The 20265-nt window shown below is 68.9% G+C and carries 14 protein-coding genes; 9 read left to right on the top strand and 5 right to left on the bottom strand.

All coding sequences use genetic code 11. The features are described from left to right. Nucleotides 1–84: 84 nt before the first annotated feature. Both QIT00_RS09945 and QIT00_RS09940 read right to left on the bottom strand, forming a co-directional pair. Entirely contained in the window at nt 85–849 is a 765-nt protein-coding gene (locus tag QIT00_RS09945; protein ID WP_282534796.1) for an MIP/aquaporin family protein, read from the bottom strand. 951 nt (nt 850–1800) lie between these two features. Next, nucleotides 1801–2565: an IclR family transcriptional regulator gene (locus QIT00_RS09940; RefSeq protein ID WP_282534795.1), complete on the bottom strand. Its 765-nt coding sequence runs from the start codon at nt 2563–2565 to the stop codon at nt 1801–1803. Between the two features lie 371 nt (nt 2566–2936). On the opposite strand from QIT00_RS09940, the gene metH reads away from it, so the two are divergent. From metH to QIT00_RS09920, 4 genes are all read left to right on the top strand, one after another. Beyond that, on the top strand, nt 2937–6449 hold the full coding sequence (metH, locus tag QIT00_RS09935) for a methionine synthase (protein WP_282534794.1): 3513 nt from the start codon (nt 2937–2939) through the stop codon (nt 6447–6449). A 147-nt stretch (nt 6450–6596) separates the two neighbouring features. Then, entirely contained in the window at nt 6597–7301 is a 705-nt protein-coding gene (locus QIT00_RS09930; RefSeq protein ID WP_282534793.1) for an HAD family hydrolase, read from the top strand. A 359-nt stretch (nt 7302–7660) separates the two neighbouring features. Continuing rightward, a complete protein-coding gene (locus tag QIT00_RS09925) occupies nt 7661–9268 on the top strand; it encodes an ABC transporter substrate-binding protein (protein WP_282534792.1) in 1608 nt (535 codons plus the stop codon). Between the two features lie 140 nt (nt 9269–9408). After that, nucleotides 9409–10992 (top strand): ABC transporter substrate-binding protein, encoded by a 1584-nt coding sequence (locus tag QIT00_RS09920; RefSeq protein ID WP_282534791.1) that lies wholly within the window; start codon nt 9409–9411, stop codon nt 10990–10992. A gap of 61 nt (nt 10993–11053) precedes the next feature. Here the strand turns inward: QIT00_RS09920 and QIT00_RS09915 are convergent, their stop codons facing one another. Both QIT00_RS09915 and QIT00_RS09910 read right to left on the bottom strand, forming a co-directional pair. After that, nucleotides 11054–11725 carry a response regulator gene (locus tag QIT00_RS09915; protein ID WP_282534790.1) on the bottom strand — a complete coding sequence of 224 codons (672 nt, stop codon included), beginning with the start codon at nt 11723–11725 and terminating at the stop codon, nt 11054–11056. Nucleotides 11726–11746: 21 nt separating this feature from the next. After that, the gene (locus QIT00_RS09910; RefSeq protein WP_282534789.1) at nt 11747–12640 is read right to left on the bottom strand and encodes a RecB family exonuclease; all 894 of its coding nucleotides are present in this window, start codon (nt 12638–12640) and stop codon (nt 11747–11749) included. Nucleotides 12641–12820: 180 nt separating this feature from the next. Here QIT00_RS09910 and QIT00_RS09905 point away from each other — a divergent pair, with 180 nt between their 5' ends. The 3 genes from QIT00_RS09905 to QIT00_RS09895 all read left to right on the top strand — a co-directional run bounded on the left by QIT00_RS09905 (nt 12821) and on the right by QIT00_RS09895 (nt 16148). After that, nucleotides 12821–14407, top strand: coding sequence for a site-2 protease family protein (locus tag QIT00_RS09905; protein ID WP_282534788.1), 1587 nt, complete (start codon nt 12821–12823; stop codon nt 14405–14407). A 57-nt stretch (nt 14408–14464) separates the two neighbouring features. Beyond that, nucleotides 14465–15376, top strand: a complete 912-nt coding sequence (locus tag QIT00_RS09900; protein ID WP_282534787.1) for a tRNA (adenine-N1)-methyltransferase — start codon at nt 14465–14467, stop codon at nt 15374–15376. 199 nt (nt 15377–15575) lie between these two features. Continuing rightward, entirely contained in the window at nt 15576–16148 is a 573-nt protein-coding gene (locus QIT00_RS09895; RefSeq protein ID WP_282534786.1) for a hypothetical protein, read from the top strand. A 44-nt stretch (nt 16149–16192) separates the two neighbouring features. Here QIT00_RS09895 and QIT00_RS09890 read toward each other — a convergent pair whose 3' ends face one another. Further along, nucleotides 16193–16504 carry a ferredoxin gene (locus QIT00_RS09890; protein ID WP_282534785.1) on the bottom strand — a complete coding sequence of 104 codons (312 nt, stop codon included), beginning with the start codon at nt 16502–16504 and terminating at the stop codon, nt 16193–16195. 230 nt (nt 16505–16734) lie between these two features. On the opposite strand from QIT00_RS09890, the gene arc reads away from it, so the two are divergent. After that, the gene (gene arc / locus QIT00_RS09885; RefSeq protein WP_282534784.1) at nt 16735–18501 is read left to right on the top strand and encodes a proteasome ATPase; all 1767 of its coding nucleotides are present in this window, start codon (nt 16735–16737) and stop codon (nt 18499–18501) included. Between the two features lie 248 nt (nt 18502–18749). Further along, nucleotides 18750–20261, top strand: coding sequence for a depupylase/deamidase Dop (dop, locus tag QIT00_RS09880; RefSeq protein ID WP_349017170.1), 1512 nt, complete (start codon nt 18750–18752; stop codon nt 20259–20261). Nucleotides 20262–20265: the final 4 nt, after the last annotated feature.

Raw genomic sequence — 20265 nt, 5'->3', positions numbered from 1 at the left:
TCCTGAAGTCTCATGTACGGCGGCGCTGTGCGCTGGTCCGGTCGGTGGTCCGGTGGTCCGGTGGTCCGCTGGTCCGGTGGCTGCTCAGGCGAAGGCGACGTTGTAGATGCCTGCCGCTATGGCACCGCCCAGGAGTGGGCCGGCGACCGGGATCCAGGCGTACCCCCAGTCCGATCCGCCCTTGTTGGGCAGCGGAAGCAGCGCGTGCACGATGCGCGGGCCGAGGTCGCGGACCGGGTTGATGGCGTAGCCCGTGGGCCCGCCCAGGGAGAGACCGATACCGACGACGACCAGCGCGACGATCAGCGAGCCGCCCCACGAGACACCCTTGCCGTCGTCGCTGAGGCCCAGGCACAGGATCGCGAGCACGAGCACGGCGGTGGCGATGACCTCGGTGACGAGGTTCTGCAGCGGATTGCGGATCTCGGGGGAGGTGAAGAAGACACCGTGCACGGGCCCGGGGTTCGCGGTCTTCTGCTCGGCGACCTCGGGGTCGTTCAGGTGCAGCTTGAAGTGGCCGTAGTACGCGAGCCATACCAGCACCGCGCCGATCATGGCGCCGAGCAGCTCGCCCCCGAAGTACGCCGGGGTGTCAGCCCACGTGGGGGCGCCCTCGCCGCCCTTGAGGACGATGCCGACGGTCACCGCGGGGTTGAGGTGCGCGCCGGACTGGGCGGCGATGTAGGCGCCGGTGAGGACCGCGAAGCCCCAACCGAACGCGATGGCGACCCAGCCGGCCTGGAAGGCCTTCGAGCGCTTCAGCGTGACGGCGGCGCACACGCCACCGCCGAGGAGGATCAGAACAGCGGTACCGATGGTCTCGCTGATGAAGATGTCGGAGCTGGACACCCGCGACTCCTTTGTCCTTCGTCCAGGGGAAGGCGAACCACGGGTCCCGCCGGTGGTTCGCGCCCTCAGGCTGAGGGCGTTGGCCCGATCCGCCTTGCGACACTCTACCTTGCATTACCGGTAGGTGTTCGACAATGCCGACCGATGAACGGCAGTTTTGCCTCCGGGTGAACTGGACGTCAAGAGGTGTGGGGGCGGTGTCGCGATCGTTATGCGGACTGCGCGGGGCCGGGTTCGGACCGGCCTGCCCGGCACCGGGGGAGCGAGGCCGAATCGAGCCTGTCCGTCTCGGGGGCGAGGCCGAATCGAGTCCGCCCGGCATTGGGAAGGCCTGATCCGGCCCGTCGGCATCGGAGGGACGAGGCCTGACCCGGCCCGTCCGGTGCTGGAGTGCGAGGCCTGGACCGGCCGGTCCGGTGCTGGAGAGCGAGGCCTGGTCCGGCCGGTCCGGTGCTGGAGTGCGAGGCCTGGACCGGCCGGTCCGGTGCTGGAGAGCGAGGCCTGATCCGGCCGGTCCGGTGCAGGGGTGCGAGGCCTGACCCGGCCCGTCCGGTCCAGGGGGGCGAGGCACAATCCAGCCTCGTCCGTGTCGGAGGGGCGAGGTCCAATTCATCCTCGTCCGTGTCGGAGGCGCCCGGAGTGGCGGGGCGTGATCCAGTCCCGTCCGGTTTTGGGGAGCGAGGCCCCGTCCAGCCCATCCGGGTATCGGGGGAGCGAGGTCCCATCCAGCCCGCCCGGTATCGGAGGAGCGAGGTCAAATCCAGCCCGCCCGGTACCGGAGGAGCGAGGCCAAATCCAGCCCGTCCGGCGATTGAGGACGAGGCCGAAGGCCGAAGAGGGGGCCACCGGTTCGGGGCCGAGCAGGCCGACAAAGGGAGCAGGGTCCGGGGCCGCAGGCCCTGGGGTGCCGAGCCCCGGACGACGGTGCGGGACGTCGTGCCTCAGGGGCCGCTAAAAACGTCCCGCGCCCAGATCCCGGGACACGGCACGAGCACAATCACGTACCGCCGCCACCAGCTCGGACCGCAGCTCGCCCTCCGCACAGACCCGCTCGACCGCACCCGTGACGCCCACCGCGCCGACCGGCATCCGGCGCCGGTCGTGGATCGGCGCCGCCACCGAGGCCACGCCCTCCCAGGTCTCCTCGACGTCGTCGGCCCAGCCGCGCGCCCGCGTCAGGTCGAGGGTCCCCTCGAACGCGTCGAGCGCGGTGACCGTACGCGGAGTGAAGTCCTTGCGCTCGGCCTCGACGGCCTCGCTGTGCGCCACCGGGTCGTACGCGGAGAGGACCTTGCCGAGGGCCGTGGAGTGCAGCGGCTGCATCGCGCCGACCTCCAGGACCTGCCGGCTGTCGTCCGGCCGGAAGACGTGGTGCACGATCAGGACGCCCTGCTGGTGCAGCACGCCCAGGTAGACGCTCTCGCCGCTGGAGCGGGCCAGGTCGTCCGCCCAGACCAGGGCGCGGGCGCGCAGCTCGTGCACGTCCAGGTAGCTGTTGCCGAGGCGCAGCAGTTCCGCGCCCAGCTGGTAGCGCCCGGAGGCGGCGTCCTGCTCGACGAAGCCCTCCTGCTGGAGGGTGCGCAGGATGCCGTGCGCGGTGCCTTTGGCGAGGCCGAGCGAGGAGGCGATGTCGGAGAGGCCGAGGCGCCGTTCGCCGCCCGCGAGCAGGCGCAGCATGGCTGCCGCGCGCTCGAGCGACTGGATGTTCTTCGCCATGGCGTCGGCTCCCTTCGCTCTGTCGGTCCCTCTGGCGGGGCGTACGACGGCCCCGTCCATCCGTCCGTCCGTCCGCACATGCCCTGTTCGGCAATGCTGAACACTATCGGCCCATGCCGAACTTGTCCTAACCCGTGACGCGGTCTTCTGCCGTTCCGCGTGCGGTGGTTGTGGGCGCGTCGCCCGCGAGATTGTCCCTGTAGCCGGATCCCGGCCCCGCACCGGGTGTACTCGACCGCGACCTGACAGGCTCGCTGTCTGCCAGCTGGACGCCCTTCACAGAGAGGGCGGCCTCCCGGCTACCCTGGCGGGGTGCGGCTTCCGCCGGTAGCCGCAAAGCCGACAGCCGTCGCACTCCAGGGAGATCGTCCATGGCCTCGCAGCCGACCCCCGTACTCACCAGCGCCGCCCGAGCGGACGCCTTGCGTGCCGCCCTCGCCTCCCGTGTGGTGGTGGCCGACGGAGCGATGGGCACGATGCTCCAGGCCCAGGACCCCTCGATGGACGACTTCCAGCAGCTCGAGGGCTGCAACGAGGTCCTCAACATCACCCGGCCCGACATCGTCCGGTCGGTGCACGCCGAATACTTCGCGGTCGGCGTGGACTGCGTCGAGACCAACACCTTCGGGGCGAACTTCGCGGCCCTCGCCGAGTACGACATCCCCGAGCGCGTCTTCGAGCTGTCCGAGTCGGGCGCCCGCATCGCCCGCGAGGTCGCCGACGAGTTCACCGAGTCCACCGGGCAGCAGCGCTGGGTCCTCGGCTCGATGGGCCCCGGCACCAAGCTCCCCACCCTCGGCCATGCCCCGTACGTGAAACTGCGCGACGCCTACCAGCAGAACGCCGAGGGCATGATCGCGGGCGGCGCCGACGCCCTCCTGGTGGAGACCACCCAGGACCTGCTGCAGACCAAGGCCGCCATCCTCGGCGCCCACCGCGCCCTCACCGCGACCGGCGCCAACCTCCCCATCATCTGCTCGGTCACCGTCGAGACGACCGGCACGATGCTCCTCGGCTCCGAGATCGGCGCCGCGCTCACGGCCCTGGAGCCGCTGGGCATCGACATGATCGGCCTCAACTGCGCCACCGGCCCGGCCGAGATGAGCGAGCACCTGCGCTACCTCGCCCGGCACTCCACGGTCCCGATCTCCTGCATGCCCAACGCCGGCCTGCCCGTCCTCGGCAAGGACGGCGCGCACTACCCGCTGTCCGCCGAGGAGCTGGCCGACGCCCAGGAGACCTTCGTCGGCGAGTACGGCCTGTCCCTGGTGGGTGGTTGCTGCGGCACGACGCCCGAGCATCTGCGTCAGGTGGTCGAGCGGGTGCGGGACCTGACCCCGACGGTGCGTGAGCCGCGCCCGGAGCCGGGGGCGGCGTCCCTGTACCAGACGGTGCCGTTCCGTCAGGACACCTCGTACATGGCGATCGGTGAGCGGACGAACGCGAACGGGTCGAAGAAGTTCCGTGAGGCGATGCTGGACGGCCGCTGGGACGACTGTGTGGAGATGGCGCGCGATCAGATCCGTGAGGGCGCGCACATGCTGGACCTGTGCGTGGACTATGTCGGCCGTGACGGTGTGGCCGACATGGAGGAGCTGGCGGGCCGTTTCGCGACCGCCTCCACGCTGCCGATCGTCCTCGACTCGACCGAAGTGCCGGTGATCCAGGCGGGGTTGGAGAAGCTGGGCGGCCGTGCGGTCATCAACTCGGTGAACTACGAGGACGGTGACGGGCCGGAGTCCCGGTTCGCGAAGGTCACCAAGCTGGCCCGCGAGCACGGTGCGGCGTTGATCGCGTTGACGATCGACGAGGAGGGGCAGGCCCGTACGGTCGAGAACAAGGTCGCGATCGCGCAGCGGATCATCGCTGATCTGACGGGGAGCTGGGGTATCCGCGAGTCGGACATCCTCATCGACACCCTCACGTTCACGATCTGCACGGGTCAGGAGGAGTCCCGCAAGGACGGTGTCGCCACGATCGAGGCGATCCGGGAGCTGAAGCGCCGCCACCCGGACGTGCAGACCACGCTCGGTCTGTCGAACATCTCCTTCGGCTTGAACCCGGCCGCGCGGATTCTGCTCAACTCGGTGTTCCTGGACGAGTGTGTGAAGGCGGGTCTCGACTCGGCGATCGTGCACGCGTCGAAGATCCTGCCGATCGCCCGGTTCGACGAGGAGCAGGTGACCACGGCCCTCGACCTGATCTACGACCGCCGTGCGGAGGGCTATGACCCGCTGCAGAAGCTGATGGCCCTGTTCGAGGGCGCCACCGCCAAGTCGTTGAAGGCGGGCAAGGCCGAGGAGCTGGCCGCGCTGCCGCTGGACGAGCGCCTGCAGCGGCGGATCATCGACGGTGAGAAGAACGGCCTGGAGGCCGACCTCGACGAGGCGCTGCAGGACACCCCGGCCCTCGACATCGTCAACAACACGCTGCTTGAGGGCATGAAGGTCGTCGGTGAGCTGTTCGGCTCCGGTCAGATGCAGCTGCCGTTCGTGCTCCAGTCCGCGGAGGTCATGAAGACCGCGGTGGCGCATCTGGAGCCGCACATGGAGAAGTCCGACGCGGAGGGCAAGGGCACCATCGTCCTGGCCACGGTGCGCGGCGACGTGCACGACATCGGCAAGAACCTCGTCGACATCATCCTGTCCAACAACGGCTACAACGTGGTCAACCTGGGCATCAAGCAGCCCGTCTCCGCGATCCTGGACGCCGCCGAGGAGCACCGGGCCGACGTGATCGGCATGTCCGGCCTCCTGGTCAAGTCCACGGTGATCATGAAGGAGAACCTGGAAGAGCTCAACCAGCGCAAGATGGCCGCCGACTTCCCGGTCATCCTGGGCGGCGCCGCCCTCACCCGCGCCTACGTCGAGCAGGACCTGCACGAGATCTACGAGGGCGAAGTCCGCTACGCCCGCGACGCGTTCGAGGGCCTGCGCCTGATGGACGCGCTCATCGCGGTCAAGCGCGGCGTGCCCGGCGCGACCCTGCCCGAACTCAAGCAGCGCCGCGTCAAGGCCACGTCGAACGCCGTGGTCGAGGACCGCCCCGACGAGGGCCCCGTGCGCTCGGACGTCTCCGTCGACAACCCGGTGCCCGAGCCGCCGTTCTGGGGCACCCGCGTCGTCAAGGGCATCCAGCTCAAGGAGTACGCGTCCTGGCTGGACGAGGGCGCGCTGTTCAAGGGCCAGTGGGGCCTCAAGCAGAACCGCGCCGGTGACGGACCCTCGTACGAGGAGCTCGTCGAGACCGAGGGCCGCCCGCGGCTGCGCGGCTGGCTCGACCAGCTGCAGACCAAGAACCAGCTGGAAGCGGCCGTCGTCTACGGCTACTTCCCGTGCGTGTCCAAGGGCGACGACCTGATCCTCCTCGGCGACGACGGCAACGAGCGCACCCGCTTCACCTTCCCGCGCCAGCGCCGCGGCCGCCGCCTCTGCCTTGCGGACTTCTTCCGCCCCGAGGAGTCCGGCGAGACCGACGTGGTCGGCCTCCAGGTCGTCACCGTCGGCTCGAGGATCGGCGAGGCCACCGCCGAGCTGTTCGAGGCCAACTCGTACCGCGACTACCTCGAACTCCATGGCCTGTCCGTGCAGTTGGCCGAGGCCCTCGCCGAGTACTGGCACGCACGCGTCCGTTCCGAGCTCGGCTTCGCCGGTGAGGACCCGGCCGCCATCGAGGACATGTTCGATCTGAAGTACCGCGGCGCGCGCTTCTCCCTCGGCTACGGCGCCTGCCCCGACCTGGAGGACCGCGCGAAGATCGCCGACCTCCTGGAGCCGGAGCGCATCGGCGTCGAACTGTCCGAGGAGTTCCAGCTGCACCCCGAGCAGTCCACCGACGCGATCGTCATCCACCACCCGGAGGCGAAGTACTTCAACGCCCGATAGGAACCGGTGGCGGCCTCATAGCGAGGCACTTCGACCATCGGGGACGTACACTGGTCGGTCCAGCGCAGGCCGGTCGGCGACGGAGCGGGTGAACCTACCCGCGACGCTCCCGACCGGCCTTCTCGTCCCTTACGGAGGTGTGCCCGGATGACCAGTACGGTCCCCGTAGTCGGTACCCGAACGGCCGAAGGCTCTGCCCTGCAGGCAGTGCTCCTCGACATGGACGGCACGTTGGTGGACACCGAGGGATTCTGGTGGGACGCCGAGGTCGAGGTCTTCGCGCAGCTGGGCCACGCCCTGGACGACTCCTGGCGGCATGTCGTCGTCGGCGGGCCGATGACCCGCAGCGCCGGTTTCCTCCTCGAGGCCACCGGCGCCGACATCACGCTGCCCGAGCTCACCATGCTGCTCAACGACGGCTTCGAGGACCGCATCAGCCGCAGCCTCCCGCTGATGCCGGGCGCCGCCCGCCTGCTCGCCGAGCTGGCCGCGCAGGACGTACCGACCGCACTGGTCTCCGCCTCCCACCGGCGCATCATCGACCGCGTCCTGGACTCCCTCGGCCCGCAGCACTTCGCCCTCACCGTCGCGGGCGACGAGGTCGAGCGCACCAAGCCGCACCCCGAGCCGTACCTCGCCGCCGCCGCGGGGCTCGACGCCGACCCCGCGCGCTGCGCCGTCGTCGAGGACACCGCCACCGGGGTCGCCTCCGCCGAGGCCGCCGGATGCCGCGTCGTCGCCGTACCGTCGGTCGCCCCGATCGCCCCCGCAGGGGGCCGTACGGTCGTCTCCTCGCTGGAGGACGTCGACCTTCCGTTTCTCCGCGGCCTGATCCAGTTCCCCGTCGGCTGACGCGGCACCGGCGGACTGCCCCGGAATGACGGCAGTTCAGCCCGCACGACACATGTGAGCTTTGTCACGTATACGCCGGTCGACAAGGCTCGCCCGATGTGCTGCGGCCCTTATGGGGCAAGGGACTTGCGTGACCTTGTGTCCCGATTCATCGCCGCGTGCACGAAAACTTCCCCGGTTCGGGTATTCGGTGCGTCCACATCCGCTGTCACTGCGTGATTACCGTCCAACTCCGGGCGTCTCCAGCGTTCCTGACAGCGCGGACTAATCTCGTCGCGAGAACATCGCCCTGCTCCCGTGCCTCCCCGACCCACCCCTGTCGCGGAGACCGCGGGGATGAACGTTGGAGAAGTCCGAGCATGAACCGCAAGACTCTGGTGCCGGCGGCCGTCATCGGCCTGCTCGCCCCGGTCCTCGCCGCCTGCGGCGGACCGGACGGCGGCGACACGAGCGACGACGCGATCGTCGTCGGCACCACCGACCGGTTCTCGGCCTCGGGCGACGCCCCCGCCCCCTTCGACCCGGCGTACGCGTACGACGCGGGCTCCTGGAACGTACTCCGGCAGACCGTGCAGACCCTGATGCACCTGCCCCGCGGCGGCGGCGAACCCGAGCCCGAGGCGGCCGAACGCTGCGGCTTCACCGACAACGGCAACGAGCGCTTCGAGTGCACGCTCCGCAGCGGCCTGAAGTTCTCCGACGGCAGCGAGCTGACCGCTGACGACGTGAAGTACTCCATCGAGCGCGTCCTCACCATCAAGGACAAGAACGGCCCCTCCGGCCTCCTCGCCGGCATCGACACCGTCGAGACCAGCGGCGAACGCAAGGTGATCTTCCACCTCAAGGCCGCCGACGCGACCTTCCCGTACAAGCTGGCCACCCCCGCCGCCGGCATCGTCAACCCCGAGGCATACGACGCGAAGGGCCTGCGCAGCGGCTTCGACGTCGACGCCTCCGGCCCGTACACCCTCAAGACCGAGGTCGAGAAGAACACCGTGGTGAAGGCCGTCTTCACCAAGAACCCGCACTACAAAGGCAACTTGACGCCCAAGAGCGACCATCGCATCGTGCTGCGCCCCTTCGACGACGCCGACTCCATGGGCGACTCCCTCAAGAGCGGCGACATCGACTTGATGGCCCGCGGCGTCACGCCCGAACAGATCCGCACGCTGTCCGACGACGCCGACGACAAGATCGACGTCGTGGAGATGCCGGGCCTGGAGATGCGCTACCTCGGCTTCGACACCGACGCACCCGCCGTCAGGAACAAGGCCGTCCGCCAGGCCATGGCCCAGCTCGTCGACCGCGGCGAGATCACCTCCAAGGTGTACGGCACCGCCGCCGAGCCCCTCTACTCCCTCGTCCCGGCCACCATCACCGGACACACCAACTCCTTCTTCAACGAGTACGGCCACCCCAGCACCGCCAAGGCCCGCGCCCTGCTCGACAAGGCCGGCGTGCGGACCCCGGTCGAGCTGACCCTCAACTACACGTCGGACCACTACGGCCCCGGCACCAAGGAAGAGTTCGAGCTCCTGAAGAAGCAGCTCAACGCCTCCGGCCTCTTCGACGTGGACATCAAGGGCACCGACTGGCTGAAGTTCCGCCCCAGCGAATTGGACGGCGAGTACGCCGTCTACGGCATGGGCTGGTTCCCCGACTTCCCCGACGCCGACAACTTCATCGCCCCGTTCCTCGGCCAGGACAACTTCCTCGCCTCCCCGTACGCGAACAGCAGGATCCGCAACACGCTGATCCCCGAGTCCCGCCAGGAGACCGACCGCCTCTCCGCGGCCGAACCCATCGAGGACGTCCAGGACATCGTCGCCCGCGACGTGCCGGTCCTCCCGCTCTGGCAGGGCAAGCAGTACGTCGCCGCACGCGACGACATCACGGGCGTCGAATGGGCCCTCAACTCCTCGTCCAACATGCAGCTCTGGGAGCTCGGCCGCGGCGTCGGCGACTGAGCCCTCAGCAATGTCCTGGTGAACAGCACCAGTTGAACAGCACCACTTGAACCAGCACCAGTTGAACCAGCACCAGCTGAATCAGCACCAGTTGAACCGCACCAGTTGAACCACTGCGCACCAAAGGAACGAAGAACCACGTGAACAAGCGCACCCAGCGGTACGCCCCGTTCCTCGCGGCGGGACTCGCCGCCGGACTGCTCACCGCCTGCGGCACCGACCAGGGCGGCGCCGCCGACACCGCCGACGGCGTGGTCATGGGAATGTCCGACGCGGTCCTCGCCACCGACCCCGCCGCCGGCTACGACCCCGGCTCGTGGATGCTGTTCAACAACGTCTTCCAGTCGCTGCTCAGCTTCCCCAAGGGCGGCACCCAGCCGGAGCCCGACGCGGCCGAGGAGTGCGGCTTCACCGACGCCCACACCCGGGTCTTCCGCTGCACCCTCCGCTCAGGACTGAAGTTCAGCAACGGCAACGCGCTGACCTCGAAGGACGTCAAGTTCTCCTTCGACCGCACCCGCGAGATCAACGCCGCCGACGGCCCGGCCGACGCCATGCTCTCCTCGATCGACCACATCGAGACCCCCGACGCCCGCACCGTCGTCTTCCGCCTCAAGGTCCCCGACGCCACCTTCCCCAGCAAGATCGCCTCCGGCGCCGGATCCATCGTCGACCACCGCGAGTACCCGTACGACCGGCTCCGCGACGACCACAAGGCCATCGGCTCCGGCCCCTACACCCTGCAGTCCTTCGGCGACGACCAGTCGGTGTTCAAGGCCAACCCCAAGTACCGCGGCCCGGCCAAGCCCAAGAACTCCGGGGTCACCCTCAAGTTCTTCCACGACGACCAGAAGAAGCTGAAGCAGGCCGTCCTCGACGGCGACATCGACCTCGCCTACCGCGGCCTCGCCGCCGAGGACATAGCCGACATCGAGCGGCAGGGCGACAAGTCCGGCGTCGAGGTCGTCGAAGGCTCCAGCGCCGAGGTCCAGCACCTCGTCTTCAACATGGACCACCCCGTCACCGGCAAGCTCGGCGTCCGCAAGGCCCTCGCGTACCTCCTGGACCGCGACGCCCTCGTCGAGAAGGTCCACAACGGCACCGCCACCCCGCTGTACTCGATCATCCCGTCCGGCATCACCGCCCACACCACCCCGTTCTTCGACACCTACGGCGCCCACCCCCAGCGCGACAAGGCCGCCGCCGCCCTGCGCGAGGACGGCGTGCGGGGCAAGGTCGACCTGACCCTGTGGGCCACCCCCTCCCGCTACGGGCCCGCCACCGTCCAGGAGTTCAAGGCCATCGCCGAGCAGCTCAACGACAGCGGCCTCTTCGACGCCAAGGTCAGGTCCGTACCGTTCGAGCAGTACGAGAAGGACATCAAGGCCGGGAAGTACGGCGTCTACGCCAAGGGCTGGGTCCCCGACTACCCGGACCCCGACAACTTCACCCAGCCGTTCTTCGGCCACGACAACGTGCTGCAGAACAACTACACCAACGAGACGATCACCGACCGGATCATCCCCGGAACCGCCGGAGTCAGCGAGCGCTCCGCCACCGCGAAGGACTTCGGCGAACTCCAGGAGATCGTCGCCGACGAACTGCCCCTCCTCCCCATCTGGCAGGGCAAGCAGTACGCGGTGACCTCCGACCGCGTCACCGGCGTCGAATGGTGCCTGGACGCCTCCACCGTCTTCCGCTTCTGGGAACTCGAGAAGCACTGACGCCCCACGCGCGACGGCCCGGGGCGAACACCACCCCGGGCCGTCGCGCGTACTCCCCGCCCTACTGCGCTCCGGGGCGCACCAGACCGCTCTCGTACGCGTACACCGCCGCCTGCACCCGGTCCCGCAGGCCCAGCTTCGTCAGCACATGGCCCACATGCGTCTTCACCGTCGTCTCGCTGACGAACAGATCCGCCGCGATCTCCGCGTTGGACAGCCCCCGAGCCACCAGCTTCAGCACCTCCACCTCACGCTCGGTCAACGTGTGCAGCGTGTCCGGCACCGGCTCCTCGCCCGACGGCAGATGCCCCGCGTACTTGTCGAGCAGCCGGCGCGTGATGCTCGGCGCCAGCATCGCCTCACCCGCCGCGACCACCCGGATCGCCTGCACCAGCTCGTGCGCCGGAGCGTCCTTCAGGAGGAAGCCACTGGCGCCCGCCCGCAGCGCCTCCACCACGTACTCGTCGAGGTCGAACGTCGTCAGGACCAGGACCTTCGCCGGACCGTCCTTCTCCGGACCCGTGATCTGCCGGGTCGCCTCCACCCCGTCCATCCGCGGCATACGGATGTCCATCAGCACCACATCGGGCTGCAGCGCACGCACCTGATCAAGCGCCTGCAGCCCGTCACCCGCCTCACCGACGACCGCGAGATCCTGCTCAGCCTCCAGGATCATCCGGAAACCGGTGCGCAGCAGCGGCTGGTCATCGACCAGCAGGACGCGGATCGCCACGAGACAACTCCTTCGACAGGCCTAGACCGGGCCGCCCATTCTGCCCTGCTCCTCCCCACCGGAGCCGGGCGCCCTGACCGGAAGCGGATACGGCGGGGGAGTCCCCCCGAATTCCGGGCAGACCGCCTGGTGGTCGCACCAGCCGCACAGCTTCGTCCGCCGCGGCCGCCAGTCCCCCGACTCGGTCGCCTGCCGGATCGCGTCCCACAACGCGTGCAGCTTCCGCTCCACCCGCTCCAGATCCGCCGGCACCGGGTCGTACGTCAGCACATCACCGCTGCCCAGATACACCAGCTGCAGCCGCCGCGGCACCACACCCTTCAGGCGCCACACCACCAGGGCGTAGAACTTCATCTGGAACAGGGCACCCTCCGCATACTCGGGGCGCGGGGCCTTGCCCGTCTTGTAGTCGACGATGCGGACCTCGCCCGTCGGCGCCACGTCCACGCGGTCGATGATGCCGCGCAGTCTGAGGCCCGACTCCAGCTCCGCCTCCACGAACAGCTCCCGCTCGGCCGGCTCAAGCCGCGTCGGATCCTCCAGCGTGAACCAGCGCTCCACCAGCGACTCGGCCTGCGCCAGCCACTCGGCCATCCGCAGCCCGGCACTCTCCTCATCCGCATCCCCGAAAAGCTCCCCCAACTCCGGCTTCGACGCCCGCAGTCGGTCCCACTGGCCGGGCACGAGCGACTTCGCGCGCGGCGCGGTGCGCTCGGCCGCCGGGGCGTCGAAGAGCCGCTCCAGGACGGCGTGCACCAGCGTGCCGCGCGTCGCCGCCTCGCTCGGCTTCTCCGGCAGCTTGTCGATCACCCGGAAGCGATAGAGCAGCGGGCACTGCATGAAGTCGCTCGCCCGGGACGGCGAGAGCGACGCCGGGGGGACGGCGGCCACGGCAGCGGCGGTGCTGTTTTCCATGGAGAAGACCCTACGACCCGCCACTGACAGCGGACGCATACCATCGACGTCGAACCCTCTCGCACTGCATGATCAGAGAAGCAGCGGCTCACGGCGCCCCGTTGGGATGCGCCGGCCGGAAGACGGGCGGGCGCGTCACACGGCGGCGGAAGACGCTTCGAACGAGGAGACAGGGTCACAGTGGACGAGAGCGGCCAGCCGCGCTCCCGCACCGGGGGAGCGGCCTCCGGCACCGACGAGAGCACCAAGCACGCCGAGCAGTCGGCGGACCTCGCTGCGCCCGCGACCGATACGGAGAACCACACGGGCGGGGACCCGGCTGCGGGCACGCCCCCGGACACAGGCACGGATACGGATACGGATACGGGCACAGGCTCGGGTACGGGCACGGACACAGGCACGGGCGCGGGCACGGGCACGGGCACAGCGTCGGACGTGACCTCGGACGCAGCCACGGACAAGGGCGCCCCGGAGTCCTCCGTAGAGCCGAAGCCCGACGCGGACCCGAAGCCCGAGCCCGCCCCCAAGCCGAAATCCCCCGCCCCCAAGCCGAAGCCCCCCGCCCCCAAGCCGAAGCCCCCCGCCCCCAAGCCGAAGCCCCCCGCCCCCAAGCCCGACCGCCCCCGCGGCGGCATCGTCATGGGGCGGATCCTCGGTGTGCCGATCCACGTCGCACCCAGCTGGTTCCTCGTCGCCGCCCTCATCACCTGGGTCTTCGGCGCCCAGCTCGACCGGATCCTGCCCGAGCTCGGCGCTCTGCGCTATCTCGTCTCGCTCTTCTTCGCGGTCGCCTTCTACGCCTCCGTACTCGTCCACGAGATCGCCCACACCATCGTCGCGCTCCGCTACAAGCTCCCCGTCCGCCGCATCCAACTCCAGTTCTTCGGCGGCGTATCCGAGATCGAGAAGGAGTCCGAGACCCCCGGCCGCGAGTTCATGCTCGCCTTCGTCGGCCCGCTGCTCTCCCTCGTCCTCACCGCCGTCTTCTACGCCGGCATGTACGTCGTCGAACCCGGCACCGTCCCCGGCGTCCTCATGGCCGGCCTGATGATCTCCAACCTCATCGTGGCGATCTTCAACCTGCTCCCCGGACTGCCCCTCGACGGCGGACGCATGCTCCGCGCCGTCGTCTGGAAGATCACCGGCAGGCCGATGGCCGGCACCGTCGCCGCCGCCTGGGTCGGCCGCGCCCTCGCCATCACCGTGCTCATCGGACTCCCGCTGCTCACCCAGTCCGGCATCCTCGGCGGCGCCCCCCGCAGCGTCGGCGTGGAGACCGTCACCGACGCCCTGCTCGCCGCCATCCTCGCCGCGATCATCTGGACCGGCGCCGGCAACAGCCTCCGCATGGCCCGCCTGCGCGAACACCTCCCACAGCTCCAGGCCCGCACCCTCACCCGCCGCGCCGTGCCCGTCACCTCCGACACCCCCCTCTCCGAAGCCCTCCGCCGCGCCAACGCCGCCGGCGCCCGCGCCCTCGTCGTCGTCGACAGCGAAGGCGACGCCACCGCCGTCGTCCGCGAAGCCGCCATCGTCGGAGTCCCCGAACACCGCCGCCCCTGGGTCGCCGTCAGCTCACTCGCCCAGGACCTCACCGACGGCATGCGCGTCTCCGCCGAACTCGCCGGCGAAGACCTCATCGACACCCTGCGCGCCACCCCCGCCACCGAGTACCTCGTCGTCGAACCCACCGGCGAGATCTACGGCGTCCTCTCCACCGCCGACGTGGAACGCGCCTTCGTCAAGGCGATGGCCCGCTCCGACTGACCCCACCGCCCACCCCTCGTGGTCCGGCACCCGCGACCGGGCCGGTACGCTGGTCACATGTCCGAACCGACCGGTGCCGCCCGCCGACGCGGGCCCTTCAAGGTCGGGGACCAGGTACAGCTGACCGACCCCAAGGGCCGCCACTACACGTTCACGCTCGAAGAGGGAAAGAACTTCCACACCCACAAGGGTTCCTTCCCGCACGACGAGCTGATCGGCGCACCCGAGGGCAGCGTTGTCCGCACCACCGGCAACGTCGCCTACCTCGCGCTGCGCCCCCTGCTCCCCGACTACGTCCTGTCCATGCCCCGCGGCGCCGCCGTGGTCTACCCCAAGGACGCCGGGCAGATCCTCGCCTTCGGCGACATCTTCCCCGGCGCCCGCGTCGTGGAAGCCGGCGTCGGCTCGGGCTCGCTCAGCAGCTTCCTGCTCCGCGCCATCGGCGACCAGGGCATGCTGCACTCCTACGAGCGCCGCGAGGACTTCGCCGAGATCGCCCAGCAGAACGTCGAGCGCTACTTCGGCGGCCCCCACCCCGCCTGGCAGCTCACCGTCGGCGACCTCCAGGACAACCTCACCGACAGCGACGTCGACCGCGTCATCCTCGACATGCTCGCCCCCTGGGAATGCCTCGACGCCGTCTCCAAGGCACTCGTCCCCGGCGGCATCCTCTGCTGCTACGTCGCCACCACCACACAGCTGGCCCGCACCGTCGAGTCGATCCGCGAGATCGGCTGCTTCGCCGAGCCCCAGCCGTGGGAGTCGATGATCCGCAACTGGCACGTCGAAGGCCTCGCCGTCCGCCCCGACCACCGCATGATCGGCCACACCGGCTTCCTGCTCACCGCACGCCGCCTCGCCGACGGAGTCGAGCCCCCCATGCGCCGCCGCCGCCCCGCCAAGGGCGCGTACGGCGAGGACTACTCCGGACCGAACGCCGACGGCGGAGCAGCAGCCGCCGGCCGCTGACCGGACCACAGAAGCACCCCAACGAACAAGCGCCGCCGCCGAGTTCCCGTACCGACCACGGAACTCGGCGGCGGCGCTTCGCCGTTGACCGCTTATACCCGACAGCAACTCATCGCACCCCGCCGTTCCACCCCACTGTGACGTATGGCACCATGCTGGGCACCCCTCCCACCGGCACAGCCCACAGGAGACGCTCCTAGTGCAGCACCCCGCCGTCCCGGAACTGGCACACACAACCCCCCGCCCCGTGCACTGGCTCGCCACCGCCACAGCACTGGCCGCAGTCGTCGCGGGCTCCTCCTTCCTGCAGCCCGACCACGCCACCGCAGCCCAGGCAGGCCCCCCGCCCGCCACCAGAACCACCGCACCCGACCCCAAGAACGCCGAATACCCCCTGCAGTGCGGAGTCACCGCACCCCAGATCCAGAAGCACGCCACCGGCGACCTCGACGGCGACCAGAACCCCGAAACCGTCGCCGTCGTCCGCTGCGCCTCCGGCTCCGGCACCCCACCCAGCGGCGTCTACGTCATCGCCAACCCCACCGAAGGCACACCCCGCGTCGTCGCCACCCTCGTCGACCCCAAGGACCGCCTCAGCGTCACCGACTTCGCCGTACGCGACGGAGCCGTCACCGCCACCCTCCTCGGCTACTCCTCACCCGACGTCCCGAGCTGCTGCCCGGACACCCAGGACAAGGCCAAGTGGCAATGGCAGAACGGATCGTTCGTCCGCAGCGAACAGCCCGACGAGCCCGCCGCCCAAAGCGTCTGACCCCACCGGGAACCCCAGCACCACCACCCGAGGTGTACGGACCGCTACTCCGCGTCCGGTCCGTACACCTCGACACGGTCCGTCACACGCCGCACATGAATACAGTCGCCCGGACACTCCTTCGCCGAGTGCGCGACATCCTTCAACAAAGGCAGCGGCACCCGCGTCGTAGCCCCCGGATCCTGCAGCAACTCGTCGTCAGCACTCTTCACATACGCCAGACCGTCGATATCGAGCTCGAAGACCTCCGGCGCGTACTGCGCGCAGATGCCGTCACCGGTGCACAGGTCCTGATCGATCCAGACCTCCAGCTCCTCGCCGACAGCCGCTCCCCGGGCCTCCTGCTGCACGCTCATATCTCCTGCTTCACTCACAAGTCGGCCCCGTACGGACGGGTGTTGGACCTTCCGACCCTACAACCGCTCGCTTTTTGATGTTGTTCCGTGGGTATTCACCTGGCGTGAGGGAGTACGCAAGGGTGAAGATCGGACACACCCCAGACCTCTTTGTGATCTAGGGGTTTCAATCCGTACCTGCCCAGGTAGGGTCAGGAAGCGTCCAGCTCCCCTTGGAGGAGGTGAGGACCGTGGCAGCCCACGACGACGACATGAACCGCGGCATCCGCCCGGGTCGAGGGTCCGACGACCCTGCCGGACAGATTGCCTATCTCGAGCAGGAGATCGCCGTCCTGCGACGCAAGCTCGCCGACTCTCCGCGGCACACGAGAATTCTCGAAGAGCGGATCGTCGAGCTGCAGACGAACCTGGCCGGAGTCTCCGCCCAGAACGAACGGCTCGCGAACACGCTCCGTGAGGCCCGAGACCAGATCGTGGCCCTCAAGGAGGAAGTCGACCGGCTCGCACAGCCCCCGGCCGGCTTCGGTGTCTTCCTGCAAGCCAACGAGGACGGCACCTGCGACATCTTCACCGGCGGCCGAAAACTCCGCGTGAACGTCAGCCCCAGCGTCGAGCTCGACGAGCTCAGGCGCGGCCAGGAAGTGATGCTCAACGAAGCGCTCAACGTGGTCGAGGCCATGGAATACGAGCGCGCCGGCGACATCGTCACCCTCAAGGAGATCCTCGAGGACGGCGAACGCGCCCTCGTCGTCGGACACACCGACGAAGAACGCGTCGTCCGGCTCGCCGAACCGCTTCTCGACATCACCATCCGCCCCGGCGACGCCCTCCTGCTCGAACCCCGCTCCGGATACGTCTACGAAGTCGTGCCCAAGAGCGAAGTGGAAGAACTGGTCCTCGAAGAGGTCCCGGACATCGGCTACGAACAGATCGGCGGCCTGGGAAACCAGATCGAACTGATCCGGGACGCAGTCGAACTCCCCTACCTCTACCCCGACCTGTTCAAAGAGCACGAACTCCGCCCGCCCAAGGGCGTGTTGCTCTACGGCCCACCCGGCTGCGGCAAGACACTCATCGCCAAAGCCGTCGCCAACTCCCTTGCCAAGAAGGTCGCAGAAGTCACCGGACAGGCCGCCGGCAAAAGCTTCTTCCTCAACATCAAGGGACCCGAACTCCTCAACAAGTACGTCGGCGAGACCGAGCGGCAGATCCGCCTCGTCTTCCAACGTGCACGCGAGAAGGCCAGCGAGGGAACCCCCGTCATCGTCTTCTTCGACGAGATGGAATCCCTCTTCCGCACCCGCGGATCCGGCGTCAGCTCCGACGTGGAAAACACCATCGTCCCCCAGCTGCTCGCCGAGATCGACGGCGTGGAAGGCCTCCAGAACGTCGTGGTCATCGGCGCCTCCAACCGCGAGGACATGATCGACCCCGCCATCCTGCGCCCCGGCCGCCTCGACGTGAAAATCAAGATCGAGCGCCCGGACGCCGAGGCCGCCAAGGACATCTTCGCCAAATACATGAAGTCCACGCTGCCCCTGCACGCCGACGACCTGGCCGAACACACCGGCGACCGCGACGCCACCGCAGCCGCCATGATCCAGTCCGTCGTCGAGCAGATGTACGCCGAATCCGAGGAGAACCGCTTCCTCGAAGTCACGTACGCCAACGGCGACAAGGAAGTCCTCTACTTCAAGGACTTCAACTCCGGCGCAATGATCGAAAACATCGTCGGCCGCGCCAAGAAAATGGCCATCAAGGCCTTCCTCGAACAGAAGCAGAAGGGCCTCCGCGTCGCACACCTGCTCCAGGCATGTGTCGACGAGTTCAAGGAGAACGAGGACCTTCCCAACACCACCAACCCCGACGACTGGGCCCGAATCTCCGGCAAGAAGGGCGAACGGATCGTCTACATCCGTACCCTCGTCACCGGAAAGCAGGGCGCCGACACCGGACGCTCCATCGACACCGTGGCGAACACCGGGCAGTACCTGTAAAAACAGGGCGGCTGCGGGTGCCCATCACGGGGTACCCGCAGCCGACTGTTTTCCGGGGAACACACGCGGAACACACACCGAGCCACAGCAATGACCGAATTGATCTCCCCACCAGCGCAAAGGCGTTCTAGGCTCTTCCGTACCGCCGACAAGCGCAGTGCGGGGACGGGCACCGCACACGCACAGGAGAACCAGCGGTACTTGAGCGCCGTTCCCACCGGGGAACGCCGCCGGGCAAGGAGGGCCGCATGACCGTACGGCGAGTAATGGGCATCGAGACGGAGTACGGGATCTCCGTCCCCGGCCACCCCAACGCCAATGCCATGCTCACCTCGTCCCAGATCGTCAACGCCTACGCGGCGGCGATGCACCGGGCCCGCCGGGCCCGCTGGGACTTCGAGGAAGAAAACCCCCTGCGGGACGCCCGAGGCTTCGACCTCGCCCGCGAGGCCGCCGACTCCAGCCAGCTCACCGACGAGGACATCGGCCTCGCCAACGTCATCCTCACCAACGGCGCCCGCCTCTACGTCGACCACGCACACCCCGAATACAGCGCCCCCGAAGTCACCAACCCGTACGACGCCGTCCTCTGGGACAAGGCCGGCGAACGGATCATGGCCGAAGCCGCCGAACGAGCCGCCCAGCTCCCCGGCGCCCAGCCCATCCACCTCTACAAGAACAACACCGACAACAAGGGCGCCTCCTACGGCACGCACGAGAACTACCTGATGAAGCGGGAAACCCCCTTCTCCGACATCGTGCGCCACCTCACGCCCTTCTTCATCTCCCGCCAGGTCATCACCGGCGCCGGACGCGTGGGCATCGGCCAGGACGGCCACGAACACGGCTTCCAGATCAGCCAGCGCGCCGACTACTTCGAAGTCGAAGTGGGCCTCGAGACGACCCTCAAGCGCCCCATCATCAACACCCGCGACGAGCCCCACTCCGACGCCGAGAAATACCGCCGCCTGCACGTCATCATCGGCGACGCCAACCTCTCCGAGATCTCGACGTATCTGAAGCTCGGCACCACGGCCCTGGTCCTGTCGATGATCGAGGACAACTTCATCGCTGTGGACCTCGCCGTCGACCAGCCCGTACGCACCCTCCACCAGGTCTCCCACGACCCGTCCCTGCAACACCTCGTCACCCTCCGCAGCGGCCGCACCCTCACCGCCGTACAACTGCAGATGGAGTACTTCGAACTCGCCCGCAAGTACGTGGAGGAACGCTACGGCGCCGACGCGGACGACCAGACCAAGGACGTCCTCACCCGCTGGGAAGACGTCCTCACCCGCCTCGAGACCGACCCCATGAGCCTCTCCGGCGAGCTGGACTGGATCGCCAAACGCGAACTCATGGAGGGCTACCGCCGCCGCGACAACCTCGACTGGGACGCCGCACGCCTGCACCTCGTCGACCTCCAGTACGCCGACGTACGCCCCGAGAAGGGCCTCTACAACCGCCTCGCGGCCCGCGGCAAGATCAAGCGCCTCCTCGACGAGCCGACCGTCGAACGAGCCGAGACCAAGCCTCCGGAGGACACCCGCGCCTACTTCCGCGGCCGCTGCCTCGAGCAGTACGCCGACGACGTCGCCGCGGCCTCCTGGGACTCGGTCATCTTCGACCTCCCGGGCCGCGACTCGCTCCAGCGCGTCCCAACCCTCGAACCGCTTCGCGGAACGCGAAACCACGTCAAGGAGCTGCTCGACCGGTGCAGGACGGCCGAAGAGCTCGTCCGCGTCCTTTCCGGCAGCTGACCGG

The sequence above is a fragment of the Streptomyces luteolus genome, assembly GCF_029968015.1.
Classification (GTDB): Bacteria; Actinomycetota; Actinomycetes; order Streptomycetales; family Streptomycetaceae; genus Streptomyces; species Streptomyces luteolus.
Note: the sequence above shows the minus strand (reverse complement) of the source record. Positions and strands in the feature narration are given on the sequence as shown.

Excerpts from the sequence above, each read along its gene's own strand:
- QIT00_RS09940 (WP_282534795.1), bottom strand. The coding sequence starts at position 2,565 with ATGGCGAAGAACATCCAGTCGCTCGAGCGCGCGGCAGCCATGCTGCGC.
- metH (WP_282534794.1), top strand. The coding sequence starts at position 2,937 with ATGGCCTCGCAGCCGACCCCCGTACTCACCAGCGCCGCCCGAGCGGAC.
- QIT00_RS09930 (WP_282534793.1), top strand. The coding sequence starts at position 6,597 with ATGACCAGTACGGTCCCCGTAGTCGGTACCCGAACGGCCGAAGGCTCT.
- QIT00_RS09925 (WP_282534792.1), top strand. The coding sequence starts at position 7,661 with ATGAACCGCAAGACTCTGGTGCCGGCGGCCGTCATCGGCCTGCTCGCC.
- QIT00_RS09910 (WP_282534789.1), bottom strand. The coding sequence starts at position 12,640 with ATGGAAAACAGCACCGCCGCTGCCGTGGCCGCCGTCCCCCCGGCGTCG.
- QIT00_RS09900 (WP_282534787.1), top strand. The coding sequence starts at position 14,465 with ATGTCCGAACCGACCGGTGCCGCCCGCCGACGCGGGCCCTTCAAGGTC.
- QIT00_RS09890 (WP_282534785.1), bottom strand. The coding sequence starts at position 16,504 with ATGAGCGTGCAGCAGGAGGCCCGGGGAGCGGCTGTCGGCGAGGAGCTG.
- dop (WP_349017170.1), top strand. The coding sequence starts at position 18,750 with ATGACCGTACGGCGAGTAATGGGCATCGAGACGGAGTACGGGATCTCC.